A 14,731-nucleotide genomic window follows, 5' to 3' on the forward strand; every position below is an offset into this window, starting at 1 on the left:
CTCGGCCGTCAGATTGCCCCCGTCCCTGCGTCGCCCGCATCTGCGGACAGCAGCCTCCTGCGAAAGAAGTCGGCAACGTGTGCGGCTGCCACTCCCGCCTTTCCCGACCAGAAATGGTCGGCGCCGGGGACGACGATTATCTCCTGCTCGGCGAAAGACTGCGGCGCGACTGCTGAGAGGCCGCTTGCAGGGGCAATGCCGTCGCGGTCGCCGAACACAAAGAGGGTGGGGCAGCGGGGTAGGGGCGAGGTACCGCCCATGGCCAAAGGCGGCGAGACGGCGGCCAGCGCCCGCACCCGTTCGTCGATCGTGGAGAGGGCGACGATGGCGCCGAAAGAGTACCCGGCCAGCCCTAGTGCGCCGGCGCGTAGCGAGGGCCATTTCGCAAGGAAGCCGAGGGCCGCCCGCGCGTCCTGCTGCTCATCGAGCCCGCCGCCGAACGAGCCCTCGCTCTCCCCTGTGCCGCGGAAGTTGAAGCGGAGCGCGGCGATCCCGCCCGCGACGAGAGCCTCGCATACGGCGACGACAACCGAGTTGTGCATGTCGCCGCCGTACAGGGGGTGGGGGTGGCAGACGGCGACGCCGGGAAACGGAGGCGCGCCTTCCGGGAGGTGGAGCGCGCCTTCCAGCCTCAGCTTCCCCGCCGCGAACGTGACCGGTTCAATGGCCATTTCGATGCATGTAGACGGTTGAAGACCGGCCGTCGGTCTCCATGGTCCGCGCCGGCCCGAGGACTTGTCGTCGCCTTTTCGCCGGCTGCTAGAGCCGTGAGATATTCTGCCGGAACTTGGCGAGGAGGGCTTTGAACTGCTCCCTCTCCTCGGGCGTGAACACGGCAAAGAGTTCTTCGCGGATGTCCCGCCACATGTCGCGGATGGAATCGCGCGTCTTCCTCCCCTTGTCGGTCATCCTGACAAGCACCTTGCGGCGGTCTCGCGGGTCCTGGAGCCGCTCGACAAGCCCCCGTTCGCACATGCGGTCGAGCAACGTGGTCATGCTGGGGCTTTCCTGGAGAAGGAAGCGGGCGAGCGCTGTCACCGACAGGGGACGTCCCGCGGCCTCATCGAGAGCGACGAGGACGATCGCCTGCGGGATCGTGATCTTAGCCCGCGCCAGCGTTCGTTCCGTCTCCTTGCGCATGATCATATAAGCTGTGTAGAGGGAGGCCCACTCTCCGCGATCGGCTGGAGGCGGTCGTTCGTTCGCCACGTCGCTGTCCCTCATTCGCCCTTGTCGCGATCTTGTTCTAAAGGATGAAGCGTAACGTGTTAAAAGTGAGTATGCTACTTGACACAAAACATATACCCTATTACTAATTAAAAGCAATAGCCTATATTCGATGCAATCGCGCAGGCGGTTTCTCAACATAAGCTTGCCTTCGCGTTGCGGAACGGGTAGAGGGCGACAGCGGCAGGATCGGCGTAGATGTCTTAGTTAGACGATGGAGGAGAGCTTGTGACGACCGGAACCCCCTATCCCAAGGCAGTAGATGTGGACAAGATCAAGGGCTTGGGCGAATGGCGCGCTCTTTACCAGGCGTATAACGCCGTGTTCAAGCTGCAGGAGCTTGCTCTCATATCGCAGGGGATATCGCTGCCGCAACTGCAACTCCTTGGGCTGCTCGCCATGGAGCAGCGCCCGCTGGCCATTAGCGAGCTGGCGATCTGGATGGTGAAGGAGCCCAACAGCCTCACCGGCCTCGTTGACCGGGCGGAGGCGAAAGGCTGGGTGCACACCCACGGCGACCCCAAGGACAGGCGCAAGCGGCTTGTCGAGTTCACGGAGGCCGGTGTCCGCAAGTTCGAGGAGGCGTTCAATCTCTCGAACAAGGTGGCCGGAAAGATATTCGGCAATCTTTCGGCGAGCGAACTGAGCCAGTTCCGCGCCGCCTGCCAGAAGGTGCGCGACGCCGCTCTCGGCGAGATGAGGAACCGTCCCGGTTTCAAAGTCAGATAATCGCTTTGTGAATCAAGCGCCGGCGCCGGCGTCCTCTTGACGGGCGCCGGCGCCCCTGTTCGACGCCGCCCTGGAGACGCCGTTCTTGCGCGCGTCTCCGCTCACCTCTTGCATTTCTCGATTCCGTCGGCTAAAAATATAATGGTTAGCACTCTCCCCTCAGGAGTGCTAAAGTGTGTGTGAGAGCCTATCCCTGAAGGCAATAAGACCCATACTACACAACAAGGAGTGACGCATGGCAAAACAACTCCTCTTTGACCAGGAGGCGCGACAGGCGCTCAAGGACGGCATCGATGCCCTCGCCGATGCGGTGAAGATCACCCTCGGGCCCAAGGGGCGCAACGTCGTCCTCGACAAGAAATTCGGTGCGCCGACCATCACCAACGACGGCGTGACCATCGCCAAGGACGTGGAACTGGAAGAGCCGTTCGAGAACATCGGGGCCCAGCTTGCCAAGGAGGTGGCGTCGAAGACCAACGACATCGCAGGCGACGGCACCACCACCGCCACCGTGCTCGCCCAGGCCATCGTGCAGGAGGGGCTGAAGAACGTGGCCGCCGGCGCCAACCCCATGGCGCTGAAGCGCGGGCTGGAGATGGGAAGCGAGCTCATCGTCAAGACCCTGAAGGACGGATCAACGCCCGTTACCACGCGCGAACAGATGGCGCAGGTGGCGTCCATCTCCGCTAACAACGACGAGGCGATCGGCAACCTCATCGGCGAGGTGATGGAGAAGGTGGGCAAGGACGGCGTCATCACCGTCGAGGAATCGAAGGGGATTGCCACCGAGGTGGAGTACGTCGAGGGCATGGCCTTCGACCGCGGCTACATCAGCCCCTACTTCGTCACCAACCCTGAGAAGATGGAAGCGGAGATCGAGGACGCCTATATCCTCGTCACCGACAAGAAGATCTCCGCCGTCGCCGACATCCTGCCGGTGCTCGAGCGCTTCCTCCAGGTGAGCAAGAACCTGCTCATCATCTGCGAGGACTGCGACGGCGAGGCGCTGGCGACCCTGGCGGTGAACAAGCTGCGCGGCACCCTCAACGTCGTCGCCGTGAAGGCACCCGGCTTCGGCGACCGGCGCAAGGACAACCTGGGCGACATCGCCGCCCTCACCGGCGCGCAGGTCATCAGCGAGGAGCTGGGCCGCAAGCTCGACTCCGTGACCGTCGACGACCTCGGCCGCGCCCGCCGCGTCGTCGTCGCCAAAGAAGAGACGACGATAATCGAGGGCAAGGGCGACCCGGCGGCCGTGCAGGCCCGCGTGAACCAGGTGAAGGCGGCGATGGAGACGACGACCTCGGAGTGGGACCGCGAAAAGCTGCAGGAGCGGTTGGGCAAGCTCTCCGGCAGCGTGGCCGTGATCAAGGTCGGCGCCGCCACCGAGGTCGAGCTCAAGGAGAAGAAGCACCGCGTGGAGGACGCCCTCTCGGCGACGCGCGCCGCCGTCGAGGAGGGGATCGTGCCCGGCGGCGGCGTCGCGTTCATCAACGCCCTTTCCGCTCTCGATTCCCTCAACCTTGAAGGCGACGAGAAGACGGGCGTGAACATCCTGCGGCGCGCCCTCGAGGAGCCGCTGCGCCGCATCGCCATCAACGCCGGCAAGGACGGCTCGGTGATGGTGCAGCGGGTGAAAGAACTGCCCGCCGGCCAGGGCTACGACGCCGCGAAGGACGACTTCGGCGACATGCAGGAGAAGGGGATAATCGACCCGCTGAAGGTGACGCGGGCGGCGCTGGAGAACGCGATAAGCATCGCCGGGATGGTGCTGACCACCAACTGCCTGGTGACCGACATCCCCGAAAAGAAAGAAGCAGGCGTCCCTCAGCCGCCGATGTACTAGACGCGTATTGCCGAACAGACCGTAGTAGGGGCGCACGGCTGTGCGCCCCTATTTGTATCCCACTAGGAAGACGCTTCAACTGGGTAGCCTCTTCTGGGCGCTTCGTGTGAGAACTGCTGTCCCCCCGGCCAGCGACGCCGCGCCGCCCGCTAAGACCAGCGCCGCCCACCAGCGGGCAGCGCCTGCGCCTGGGTCACGCGCGCCGGTGCCGGGCATCGCCACGGTGACAGGAGTGGCTGTGGCAGGCGGCAGACACATCGGGATTCCCGTCTGGAGGAAGGTTGACGCCTGGCCACACGCGTTGAACGCAGTGACCTTCCACGCGAGGTACGAACAATAGCATTCGCTCTTCGCCCTTTGATACTCTGGCGGGAAAAGGAAAGTAGTCGTATCAGCGGCCAGCTGATAGTGGAGATGTTGCTCAAGTGGCGTGAAGCCGCACACAGTTAAGTCGATAAGGAAACCCTCTTCGTTGTCGGAGTTGTCGGTCCAGCGCATAGCGGACAAGTCCACTTCCAGGGCGGAAGGCGCGGCGGGTATCGCCGTACACGGGGTTGCGGTTGCCATGACGGCAGGGGTGGGAGTACTCCGTTGCGCTCCTTGTGCGGTCGAGCCCTCAATGATAAAACAAGCGAGAGCCGTCAGGACGATGGCGAGCATCATTGGCAATGTGCGTGTACTCATCGTTCCTATCTTTTACAGAACGCACGAATGCGCAGAAAGTCAACGCGGACGCAACAAATGGCGTCCCCTTGTACGATTTGTTGCGGCCCGTTAACCTAACGCTGTGACTAACCAGCCGGCCCGTCTGCTCGCCGGGCTCGACCTCGGCGCCACCAAGATCTTCTCCGTCGTCATCGATGCCGGCGGGGCGATACTGGGCCGCGACATCCGCCCAACGCTGGGCACGGAAGGCCCCGACGCCGTCATCGCCCGCATGGTCGACTCCCTCAAGGCCGCGATCGCCGACGCGGGGGCGACCATCGACGACGTGGCGACGGTGGGCGTCTCCGCGCCCGGCCCGATCGACTACGCGAGCGGCGTCGTCACCAACCCGCCCAACCTGCCCGGCTGGCGCGACGTCCCGCTCGCCCTCATCCTCCAGCGCGAGCTCGACGCCCGCTGCCTGCTGGAGAACGACGCCAACGCCGCCGCCGTCGCCGAGCACCGCTGGGGCGCCGGACGCGGCTCGCAGCACATGCTCTTCCTCACCCTGAGCAGCGGCATCGGCGGGGGAATCATCATTGACGGCGCGCTGTACCGTGGCGCCTCCGGCTCGGCGGGCGAGATGGGGCATATGACCATCGACAAGCGCGGCCCCGTCTGCTCCTGCGGACGCCGCGGCTGCCTGGAGGCGCTCGCCTCCGGCCTGGCGATAGCGAAGCGAGCGCAGGAGGCAGCGGCAAAGGCGCCACGTTCGCGGCTGGCGCGCATGGCGGAGGAGGACCCGCCGCTGACCGCGAAGAAGGCCTCTCAGGCCGCTTCCGAGGGAGACGCGGCGTCGCGGCGGATTATCGCCCGCGCGGGACACTATTTGGGTGTGGGCATCGCCAGCCTCGTCAACATCTTCAACCCGCAGGTCATCGTGCTCGGGGGCAGCCTGACGAAGATGGGCGACCTCTACCTCGGCCCGATGCGGGAGGCGGTGCGAGACGAGTGCTTCCCGCAGCCGTTCGAGGACGTCCGCATCGTCGTGGGGCGGTTTGTGGACGAGGCGCCGGCGATGGGCGCCGCTTTCCTCGCCGCCGAGTTCGCTTCCAGTGTCAGAGGCTGACGGGAATTTTCCGCGGGACGCTCACTGTTCGACGCCCGCCGGCGCGGACCTTACAATTCCTGCCGCGCCAATTCTCTTGAGACGCCTCTAAGAAATGACGCATTGGAAAGCACCGCAAGAGCATAATCATCATGGACTTTTCGCCCTGATCGTAGCCCTGAAGAGCTGACTGAACGTTCTTGTGATTAAACGTGGTCGAGGCCGAGGGCCGTTTCAGAATCGAGGGCAGCGAGACGATGCCGCGGACCGGTGCAGCGCATCTTCTCCTCCACTACGGCAGCACGCCGCGCCGGCGTCCCTTTAGCCGCCTTCGCGCGGCGCGATGGTCAGCGTGCGCTTGAGCTTGTTCTCCGTGTCCGCTGGCGTCAGGCATTCCAGCCGGTACTCGCCCGGAATGTCGACTTCGAACGTGAACGAGAGCGTGCCCGTGACGGGCGTCGCTTCGGGCTCGCCGTCGGGGTTCGCTTCGACCGTCTCCGTGCCGATGACCTGCACCACGTTCGACCCCTGCTTCAGCCGGCACTCGACCTCGACCGGCACGGGATACGTCTGCGCGTAGTCGAGCTCGAGGCGCAACTCCTCGCCGGCGACCGGCGTCCCCGAGACGCGCATGGCGGCCAGCGGCTCGTGGTTCCCGTCGCCGTCGCCGAACTCGATGCCGCAGGCGGACGCCGCCAGCGCGAGCAGGACTAGCGGTGCAAGAAGGCAGATTCGTTTCAATGCGGTTCCAGTCTGTCCTTGATACTAAGCTCCCTCTGCCGATGAGACAAGGCGCCGTGCCCCTGGGGAGCGTCGCCGTCCTCGCCGCAACATGAACGCTTGTCTTCCCACCTGCCTGCCGGCAGGCAGGCCCTCCCGCCCGCTGGCGTCTTATTGGATCTGGGGGACACCCCTGCCTTGCCGGCAGGCGGGCCCAGACCCCCGGAAGAGGGGGCAAGCCCCCTCTTCACTCCTCCTGGCCCCCGGATGCAACAGTGAGCGTCCGTTGCCGGGCTCGGTTTCGGCGTCTATAATGAAGTTGTGAAGGCCCCGGAAACGCAACGTTGGGACGTCTCCACAGCGGAAGCTGTGGAGATTCAGCGTAAGCTGGCCCCTCTCGTCGTCAGCGAGGGGAGCCCCGCGGACGTGCGCCGCGTAGCCGGGGTCGATATCTCCGTCGACCGCTACCGGGCGCGGGCGCGCGGCGCAGTCGTCGTCCTCAGCTATCCGGAGCTTGCGATCGAGGAAGAGGTGGTCATCGAGACCGCGCTGCGCTTCCCCTACGTGCCCGGCCTGCTCTCGTTCCGCGAGGCGCCGGTGATACTCGAAGCGTTCGAGCGCGTCCGCCGGATGCCCGACCTGCTCCTCGTCGACGGCCACGGACTGGCGCATCCGCGGCGATTCGGCATCGCCTGCCACCTGGGCGTGACCCTCGGTCTGCCGACGATCGGCTGCGCGAAATCGCGCCTCTGCGGCGTGCACGACGCGCCGTCGCTGGAAGCGGGAAGCCGCGCGCCGCTGTGGGACGCCGGCGAAGTGATCGGCAGCGTCGTGCGCACGCGCGACGGCATAGCGCCCGTGTTCGTCTCCGTCGGCCACCTCATCGGGCTCGACGAGGCGGTAGAATGGACGCTGCGCTGCGCCAGCGGCTACCGGATACCGGAACCGCTGCGGCAGGCGCACATGGCGGCGGGACGACACAAGACGGCTGAAGCCCTGAAAGCGGGATAACGATGCAAGAGACGATCGATAGACTCACCGCGTTGCAAAAGCGAATATCCGAACTCCTGGTGCGTCTTTGACGTGGCTGGCCTTGAGCAAGAGGCCCGGCGCCTCGAGGCCGAGTCGTCGCGTCCCGGCTTCTGGGAGGACGGCGCCTCCGCCCAGGCGACGATGAAGCGGCTCGCCGAAGTGCAGGAGACCGTCTCCACCTGGCGCGACCTCGAGAAGACGGCGGGCGATCTGCGCCAGCTCGCCGACCTCGCGCAATCGGAGGAGGACGAGACGCTGGCGCAGGAGCTGGCCGAAGAGACCGAGGCCCTCGCTGAGCGCCTCCACCGCCTTGAATTCGACCTCTCGTTTTCCGGCCCCTATGACAAGCGCAGCGCCATACTCGCCATACACGCCGGCGCAGGCGGCATCGACTCGCAGGACTGGGCGGAGATGCTGCTGCGCATGTTCCTCCGCTGGGCGGAGCGCCGCAACTACCAGACCGACGTGCTCGACGTGACGCCCGGCGAAGAAGCGGGCATAAAGAGCGCCACCGCCGAGATCGCCGGACGCTACGCCTACGGCCGGCTACGCAGCGAGCGCGGCGTGCACCGTCTCGTGCGGCTCTCGCCGTTCGACGCCGATCACGCCCGCCATACCTCCTTCGCCCTCGTCGAGGTCATGCCCGAATCGGAAGGCCTCGCGGAGCTGAAGATCGACCCCGAAGAGCTGCGGATCGACGTCTTCCGCGCCAGCGGCCATGGCGGACAGAACGTCCAGAAGAACGCCACCGCCGTGCGCATCACCCACGTTCCCACCGGCGTAGTCGCGACCTGCCAGAACGAGCGCTCACTGCACCGCAACCGCGAGTCGGCGATGAAGGTGCTGGAGGCGCGCCTCCTCGAGTTGGAGCTCGAGAAGAGGGCGGAGGAGCAGTCCCGCCTCAAGGGCGAGCACGTCGCGGCCGGCTGGGGGAACCAGATCCGCAGCTACGTGCTGCACCCCTACAAGATGGTCAAAGACCACCGGACCGGCTACGAGACGAGCGACCCCAACGCCGTGCTCGACGGCGAGCTTGACCCCTTCATGGAGGCCTACCTGAAGTCGACAATCGGAGGGGGGACAGCGTAATGAGAGCGTTAACGGCCTTTCTCCTTCTCCTCGCCGCCGCGCTGCCGCTGACAGCGGTGCGGGCGCAGGAGGGGATAACCGTCACCTCGGCGACGGCGCGCAACCAGTTCCCCGACGGCGTCGTCTTCAATATGGCCGCCGAAAGCGACGCCGAGATCACGAGCGTCGTCTTCCGCTACACCATCCCTCCCGAGGGCGCGAGAGTCTACGGCGACCCCGAGTGCACCGAAGGCGCGAGGGTCGAATGCAGCTTCAACCTCAAGAGCACCGCCAAGCTCTTCCTCGTGCCCGGCGCCAACATCATCTACCACTGGGAGATAAAGGACGACGCAGGCAACGAGCTCAAGACGGAGCCGAAGACGTTCGTTTACGAGGACGACCGCTTCCAGTGGAAGAGCCGGACTCAGGACGACCTCGTCATCTGGTACTACTCCGCGGACGAGTCGCAGTTGCGCGACCTCCTCAACACCGGCGTCGACGGGCTGCGGCGGATGGAGTCGCTCCTCGGCACTTCGCTCGACTTCCCGGTGAAGGTGTTCCTGTACGATTCCGCAGCGGATATGCAGGCGGCGGCTTACGGCGGCAAGACGGGGCAGAGCGGCGTCATCACTCTCGGCGAGGTGTTCTTCTCCGATACCGCCATCGTCGCCGCCGATGTTTTCCCCCACGATGTCCTGCGCCATGAGCTGGCGCACATCGTCATGCGGCAGGCGCTGGAAGGGCCCTTCGGCAACGCGCCCGCCTGGCTGGACGAAGGCACGGCCGTCTATGCGCAGTCGCAGCCGCTGTCGGGCGAGGAGGGTGTGCTTCAATCAGCCATCCGCGGCAACCGCGTCTTCTCGCTGCGCATGATGACCTCGGGGAGTCTCGCCCGCAATGAGTCGGACGTCAGCCTCTTCTATGCCCAGGCGTGGAGCGTGGTGTCGTATCTTATCGAGACGCACGGGGAGGAGAAGTTCGCGGCGCTGCTGGCGGCGCTAAGGGAAGGCAACGGGATCGACGAAGCGCTGGAGTCCGTCTACGGGTTCGACCAGGACGGCCTGGACAACGCCTGGCGCGAAAGCGTGGGACTGCCGCCGCGGGCCAGCGAAGGCGGCGCGGGCAGGGCCACGGGGATACCACAGCTCACCCCTTACGGCGCCGGCGGCCAGCAGACCGCACCGACTTCGACGCCGACGCCGGGAGCGGAGAGCGGACCTGTGGACGACGACGGTTCGGGGTTCCCGTTCGCGCTGGCGGGAATTGTCGCAGCGGCCGTGGCAATCGGCGGCGGACTGATAGCCGGAGGCGTTCTCTTCGCCCGCAGGCGCTAGTCTCCCGGCAGGGTCGGGGCTCTGTCCCCGACCAGCCAGCCCTTTAACGGTCGGTCTTCGCCGTCCCTTCCGCGTCCGACGCCGTCTCCCTCGATAACGTCAGCTTCGTCGCACCAAAGTAGGCGGGCCGGTACCCGAACACGCTGGCGTTGCTCTTGCCGGCGTCCGGCACGTAGAAGAACCGGTAGCCCTGGCTCCGAAGTTCCTGGAAGGCGTCGTACTTGAGGAGCCAGACGTAGCGAATGTCCTTCTCCCTGTCCACCGCCTCGCCTCTGTCCGAGAGCATGCTTATCGCCTCGTAATCGCGCTCTAGGATGCCGATCTCCAGCCGGTCCTTGTGCCGCATAACGAGCTGCGGGTAGATGAACCCCGTAAGCACGACCGAATGCGGCGGGACATCGAGGGCGGCGATCTCGTCTGCAAAGGCGCGCTGGTTCTCCAGCGTGTCGATATCTGACAGAAGCATCCCCTCGCCGACGCGCGCGTTCGTGAACGTCTCGCGGTTGATCTCGTCGCCGGGTGAGGTTACGTCGACGAAGCCCGCGAGCACGATCAGCGCCACGACCGCCGCGAGCGCCGCCCTGTGTAAGTAGCGGGCCATGAAGAAGAAGGCGAACGGGAAGATGGGGATGAGGTACGCTACCTCGTGGGGCAGCCGGGTGAACGAGACGAAGAAGAGCACTCCCATGGCGACCCAGAGCGCGACGTGGGAATCGTCGGCGAGGTCGCGCGGGAGGCGCGTCAGCCGCGGCAGCGACACGGCAAGCCCCGCCAGCACGGCGAGCGCCCCCAGCACTCCCAGCGTCTCCTTCCCCAGCAGACGCAGGAACGAGAGAAAGCCCACCTTCGCGTCGTAGAAGTTGAAGGCGTCGATGCCGTAGCGGGCGAGCACCGGCGAGTACGCCACGAGCGACGTGACCGCCAGCGCGCAGGCGAACGGCAGCCCTTCGCGCCGCAGCCGCCGCTCGCGCCACAGCCAGAGCAGGAAGGCGGGCGCCGCCCACAACGAGGTGAGGCGGAACCCGGTTGCCAGCCCCAGCGCGACCCCGCCCAGCAGTGTCCGCTCCTTCATCAGCGCCAGGTAGCAGGCCAGCAAGCAGGTCAGCGCCCACATGTAGTCCATGGTCGACACGCTGTTTATCCACAGCAGGGGCGTGAAGGCGAACCCGAGCGTCAGCAGCCCCCTGTAAGGCAGCCCAAGCTCGCGGACGATGCGGGCGAAGACGTAGACGCCGGCGAGGGAGACGACGACGGTCGAGAGGTTCGTCCACACCCAGCCGAAGGGCAGCAGCGGCAGCGTGACGAGCTCGTGCAGGGGGAAGCCGGGGAGCCGCGATGGGAAGTACTCGCCTTCCGACAGCAGGTACTCGCCGGTGAGCGCGACGCGCCAGGCATCGGGGTCGGTGCCGTAGCCGAGGTCGAGCCAGGGGACGCGGGAGACGACGTAGATGACGGCGAGGGCCGCGAAGGCGAGGGGATGGGTGAGATCGAGATCGAGCGCGCGCTCGACATAATCCCAGGCGGCGAGACGCGGCCGCGGCCTCCCTTCCTCCGCCGTCTCAACCGATTCCACAAGGCCTCCTTTCCGTCGTCTATCCGGGCAGGATGATCCCGCTCTCGCGGCGCTCCTGGGGCCGTTGCTGCTCCACCGGCGACGTCGGGCCGAGGGCGCCTGCCGCGGGCTGGAGCGCCTTCCTTTGCGCGAACTGCATTATCTGCGCCATCAGCGTCTGCTCGCTCATCGCCCCCACGAGGGCGACCCGCCCGCCGATCACCGTCACCGGCACGGCGCTAATGTTGTGGCGCTCGATGAGTCGCGGGAACTCCATTATCTCGATCACGTCGGCGCGCACCCGCGGGCTTTCCAGCGCCAGCTTGTGCGCCAGACGGGCCATCGCCGGGCAAGAAGGGCAGGTGGGGGTTACGAATGCCTCGAGCGAGACGTCGCTTTTCAGCCGCTTGAGCTGGCGCGCCGTCTCCGTCGCCAGGTCCACCTTGCCGCGCGAGACGTCGATAACCCCCTCGACGAAAGCGGGGAACTCGTGGCCGCCGGGCAGGCCGAAGAATCGTATCGGACGGTTAAGGGCGCCGCGGAGCACGATCCCCGGCACGCGGTCGACGCCCAGGCGCGCCGCCTCCTGCGCCGCCTCCGAGAACTCGTGGACGGTCAGCCGGATCTTGTCGGAGAGAGCCGACAGCTCCTTGAGGAGTTGCTGTGTCTCCTCGCAGAAGGCGCACTCCTCGCGGCCGGGTATGAAGATGGGGAGCCGGCGCTGCGTGAACAGATCGATGCGGACGGCGCCCGTGAGTTCGCGGGCAAAGCGCTCCCGCAGGTATTCCTGGTCACGAAGGGGTATCAACTCTCTCTCCGCGCTCCCTGCTCTGCCGCTGCTCGATCGAGGGGGCTGCCCGCCACTTCATCCATACAGCGAAAAGACGCTCGAAGACAGTGAAGTTGCCGAGCACGGCGACAATCCAGAGGGCGATTCTCGCCTGGTCTATGATAAGGCCGATCCCGAGAACGATCACGCGTTCGGGCCGCGTGAACAGCCCTTCGCGCAGCTCGAGGCCCGCTGCCTCAGCGCGCGCCCGCATGTAGCTCGTCAGCAGCGAGCCGGCGGCGGCCGCGAAGGCCAGGACGCTCTCCTCGACGTCGCCCCTGTCGGCGAAGTGGAAGAGGAGACCGCCGAGGACCGCCGCTTCCGATAAGCGGTCGAAGAGAGAGTCTAGGACGCCGCCGAACGCGGTGACGCGGCCCGTAACGCGGGCGAGGAGACCGTCCATCATGTCGAAGGCGGCGGCGACGAGCATCACGATACCGCCCGCCAGGAACTCTCCCCGGGCGATGAGAACCGCCGCTGCCAGCGCGCCCGCGAACCCGATGAGCGTTATAGCGTTAGGGGTGAGACCCGTGCGCGCGAGCAGGCGCGCGAGCGGCCCGCTGATGCTCTCAGGAAGGGCCCGCGGGCTGAGTCTGAACATTACTCTGGACTCCAGCGGTGCATCAATGCAGCCTGCTCTTCCCGGATGCCGGCCGCCCGCTCGTACTGGAGGCGCTCATAGTAGCTCAGCACTTTCTGCGACACCCGCTCCCAACTGTACTCCTGCGCCCGCTGTCGCGCCCTTTCGCCCATCTCATGTCGCTTGTCCGGATGGGAGAGCAGCTCGATGAGGGCGGAAGCCAGACCCTCCGCGTCCTTCGGGCGGACGAGCAGCCCCTCAACGCCGTGGGTCAGCACGCTTGCGTACCCCTCGATGTTGCTGGCGACGAGCGGCCTGCCCGCGGCCATCGCTTCCAGAAGGACGATGCCCTGGCTCTCGTTCCCCGTCGCGGGCGCGCAGACGACGTCGGCGGTGTGATGATAGCGGGCGAGCTCGTCGTAAGAAACGTAGCCGATGAACTCAACGTCTGCCAACCCCTTCTCGGCGACCCAGCGTCGGTACCCGCGCGCTGCCCGTGTCGGCGGCCCGACGATGAGGAGCCGCGCCTCCGGCATCTCGCGCTTCACCGTCTCGAACGCCTGGAGCAGGTACTTTACGCCCTTTCGCTTCTCCAGCCGTCCCACGAACAGAACGTTCGGCCGCCCGTCGGCGTAGCGCTCCACCGGCGGTCGTTCGAGCGCGAAGTGGTCGACATCGACGCCGTTGGGGATGATGTTGTAGTAGCCGGGGAAGTAGCGAGACACGAGACGCATCGCCGGCACCGATACGGCGATCTTGCCGTCGAGGCGGCGGAACCAGCGCTTGAGCACGTGACGTCCGTACAGGTACCACTTGGTCGTCCCGCCCTCCTTGGCGGCGTGGAAGGTGCCCACGTTGATGGCCGTAGAGAGACGCAGGAAGTTTAGGGGCAGGAAGGGCGCGAACGGCTCGTGCACGTGGACGATGTCGAACTGCTCCTCCTGCAACACCTTCTTCACTTTTGGCGCCAGACGCAGCGACAGCGTAACGCGCGCCACCGAGCCGCTCGCCGGTATGCCGTAGGCGCGGCTGATGGGGATCACGTTCTCTTCTGCTCGATGCAGGGAGGGCCGCGACGACGGCGCGATGACCCGTACCTCGTGGCCGAGGGCGACGAAGTGGTCTCTCAGGTGGGCGATGTGGTTGTTGACGCCGCCGGGCACCGCCCAGTCGTACGGCGAGACAAAGCCGATCTTCATCGCGGTCTCCAGCGCTTCACGAAGCTGGCGATAGTCGGCAGCCAGCCCGCTTTCCTGGGTGTAACGCTAAACCCCCGCCACTGCTGCAACAGGAACCGCCGGTACCCGATCTCGGAGAGCGAAGGGTAGCGTCCGTTGGTGGCGCCGGTCGTGCCCTCGAGGATAGCCCTTCGCAGATCGGCCGCTGTTTCGCCCGGGAACTCGGTGAGGGCGGCGCCGATGACGGGCAGAAAGTGGGCGTCGCTGCCGCCTACCTCCGGAAGATGGTACCTCTCGCGGTTCAGCCGCAGCGCTTTCCCGGCGTTGACGTTAGAGCCGGGGCCTGAGTTGGCGATCTGGATGGCGTCGAAGTAGACGCCCGTGCCCCGCTTCAGCATGATCCGCTCGATCGTGTGCTCGCTGATGCTGCGGGTGAGCCAATTCATGGGATGGGGTATGATACACAGTCCGCCCTGCCTGTGCACCGCCTCAAGTGTCTCCATCACAGGGCGCAACGGCGCGACCGGCTCCTCGAGGAACAGCGCGATGAGGTGCCCTTCGAGGGTGGTCAGCTCTATGCCGGCAATAACCTCAAACCGGTAGCGGCCGCGCGCCCAGAGCTCGCGCGCCTTCAGGCCGCCCGTGAGATCATCATGATCGGTGACCGCGATCACCGAGAGGTCGGTGTTCGCCTCTACGTAGTCGAGTATCTCCTGCGGGCCGGCCATGCCGTCGCCGACCGCGGAGTGGATGTGAATGTCAGCCTTCCCCACTTCTCGATCCTTCTCACGGATTTCACAACATTGTACCACCAGGAGGCCGGCTGCGGCGTGACCAAAGTCACCCTTTCGACGGTGAGCGAATCTGTCAACGGATGGTCAAC

Annotated in this window: 14 protein-coding genes; 6 read left to right on the forward strand and 8 right to left on the reverse strand. The window is 65.9% G+C overall.

Translation table 11 applies throughout. The features are described from left to right. Positions 1-8: 8 nt before the first annotated feature. Positions 9-671, reverse strand: a complete 663-nt coding sequence (locus tag QME71_03315; protein MDI6857327.1) for a CocE/NonD family hydrolase — start codon at positions 669-671, stop codon at positions 9-11. Positions 672-759: 88 nt separating this feature from the next. Then, positions 760-1,209 carry a MarR family transcriptional regulator gene (locus QME71_03320; protein MDI6857328.1) on the reverse strand — a complete coding sequence of 150 codons (450 nt, stop codon included), beginning with the start codon at positions 1,207-1,209 and terminating at the stop codon, positions 760-762. A gap of 246 nt (positions 1,210-1,455) precedes the next feature. Here QME71_03320 and QME71_03325 point away from each other — a divergent pair, with 246 nt between their 5' ends. From QME71_03325 to QME71_03335, 3 genes are all read left to right on the forward strand, one after another. Then, a complete protein-coding gene (locus tag QME71_03325) occupies positions 1,456-1,956 on the forward strand; it encodes a winged helix DNA-binding protein (protein ID MDI6857329.1) in 501 nt (166 codons plus the stop codon). Positions 1,957-2,191: 235 nt separating this feature from the next. Continuing rightward, the gene (groL, locus tag QME71_03330; protein MDI6857330.1) at positions 2,192-3,802 is read left to right on the forward strand and encodes a chaperonin GroEL; all 1,611 of its coding nucleotides are present in this window, start codon (positions 2,192-2,194) and stop codon (positions 3,800-3,802) included. A gap of 787 nt (positions 3,803-4,589) precedes the next feature. After that, positions 4,590-5,576 (forward strand): ROK family protein, encoded by a 987-nt coding sequence (locus QME71_03335; GenBank protein ID MDI6857331.1) that lies wholly within the window; start codon positions 4,590-4,592, stop codon positions 5,574-5,576. A 300-nt stretch (positions 5,577-5,876) separates the two neighbouring features. Here QME71_03335 and QME71_03340 read toward each other — a convergent pair whose 3' ends face one another. After that, on the reverse strand, positions 5,877-6,296 hold the full coding sequence (locus QME71_03340) for a hypothetical protein (GenBank protein MDI6857332.1): 420 nt from the start codon (positions 6,294-6,296) through the stop codon (positions 5,877-5,879). Positions 6,297-6,596: 300 nt separating this feature from the next. Here QME71_03340 and nfi point away from each other — a divergent pair, with 300 nt between their 5' ends. The 3 genes from nfi (at position 6,597) to QME71_03355 (ending at position 9,709) form a co-directional block, all read left to right on the forward strand. Further along, positions 6,597-7,286, forward strand: a complete 690-nt coding sequence (nfi, locus tag QME71_03345; GenBank protein ID MDI6857333.1) for a deoxyribonuclease V — start codon at positions 6,597-6,599, stop codon at positions 7,284-7,286. A gap of 2 nt (positions 7,287-7,288) precedes the next feature. Continuing rightward, positions 7,289-8,396 (forward strand): peptide chain release factor 2 gene (gene prfB / locus QME71_03350; GenBank protein MDI6857334.1). Its coding sequence is split into 2 segments (ribosomal slippage): positions 7,289-7,354 and positions 7,356-8,396, totalling 1,107 coding nucleotides; the frame shifts between segments, so codons are not numbered across the junction. Then, on the forward strand, positions 8,396-9,709 hold the full coding sequence (locus QME71_03355) for a peptidase MA family metallohydrolase (GenBank protein ID MDI6857335.1): 1,314 nt from the start codon (positions 8,396-8,398) through the stop codon (positions 9,707-9,709). Before prfB ends, QME71_03355 begins: the two co-directional genes overlap by 1 nt. 43 nt (positions 9,710-9,752) lie before the next feature. On the opposite strand, the gene QME71_03360 is transcribed toward QME71_03355, so the two are convergent. From QME71_03360 to QME71_03380, 5 genes are read right to left on the reverse strand one after another with little or no spacing between them, the layout of a single operon-like run. Continuing rightward, positions 9,753-11,282, reverse strand: a complete 1,530-nt coding sequence (locus QME71_03360; protein ID MDI6857336.1) for a hypothetical protein — start codon at positions 11,280-11,282, stop codon at positions 9,753-9,755. A gap of 19 nt (positions 11,283-11,301) precedes the next feature. Next, positions 11,302-12,069, reverse strand: coding sequence for a thioredoxin family protein (locus QME71_03365; protein ID MDI6857337.1), 768 nt, complete (start codon positions 12,067-12,069; stop codon positions 11,302-11,304). Further along, on the reverse strand, positions 12,053-12,691 hold the full coding sequence (locus tag QME71_03370) for a CDP-alcohol phosphatidyltransferase family protein (protein MDI6857338.1): 639 nt from the start codon (positions 12,689-12,691) through the stop codon (positions 12,053-12,055). Before QME71_03370 ends, QME71_03365 begins: the two co-directional genes overlap by 17 nt. Continuing rightward, positions 12,691-13,869, reverse strand: a complete 1,179-nt coding sequence (locus QME71_03375) for a glycosyltransferase family 4 protein (protein MDI6857339.1) — start codon at positions 13,867-13,869, stop codon at positions 12,691-12,693. Before QME71_03375 ends, QME71_03370 begins: the two co-directional genes overlap by 1 nt. Next, a complete protein-coding gene (locus QME71_03380) occupies positions 13,866-14,621 on the reverse strand; it encodes a PHP-associated domain-containing protein (GenBank protein MDI6857340.1) in 756 nt (251 codons plus the stop codon). Before QME71_03380 ends, QME71_03375 begins: the two co-directional genes overlap by 4 nt. Positions 14,622-14,731 lie beyond the last annotated feature (110 nt).

The sequence above is a fragment of the Dehalococcoidia bacterium genome (assembly GCA_030018455.1).
Classification (GTDB): Bacteria; Chloroflexota; Dehalococcoidia; order DSTF01; family JALHUB01; genus JASEFU01.

Excerpts from the sequence above, each read along its gene's own strand:
- QME71_03315 (MDI6857327.1), bottom strand. The coding sequence starts at position 671 with ATGGCCATTGAACCGGTCACGTTCGCGGCGGGGAAGCTGAGGCTGGAA.
- groL (MDI6857330.1), top strand. The coding sequence starts at position 2,192 with ATGGCAAAACAACTCCTCTTTGACCAGGAGGCGCGACAGGCGCTCAAG.
- QME71_03355 (MDI6857335.1), top strand. The coding sequence starts at position 8,396 with ATGAGAGCGTTAACGGCCTTTCTCCTTCTCCTCGCCGCCGCGCTGCCG.
- QME71_03370 (MDI6857338.1), bottom strand. The coding sequence starts at position 12,691 with ATGTTCAGACTCAGCCCGCGGGCCCTTCCTGAGAGCATCAGCGGGCCG.
- QME71_03375 (MDI6857339.1), bottom strand. The coding sequence starts at position 13,869 with ATGAAGATCGGCTTTGTCTCGCCGTACGACTGGGCGGTGCCCGGCGGC.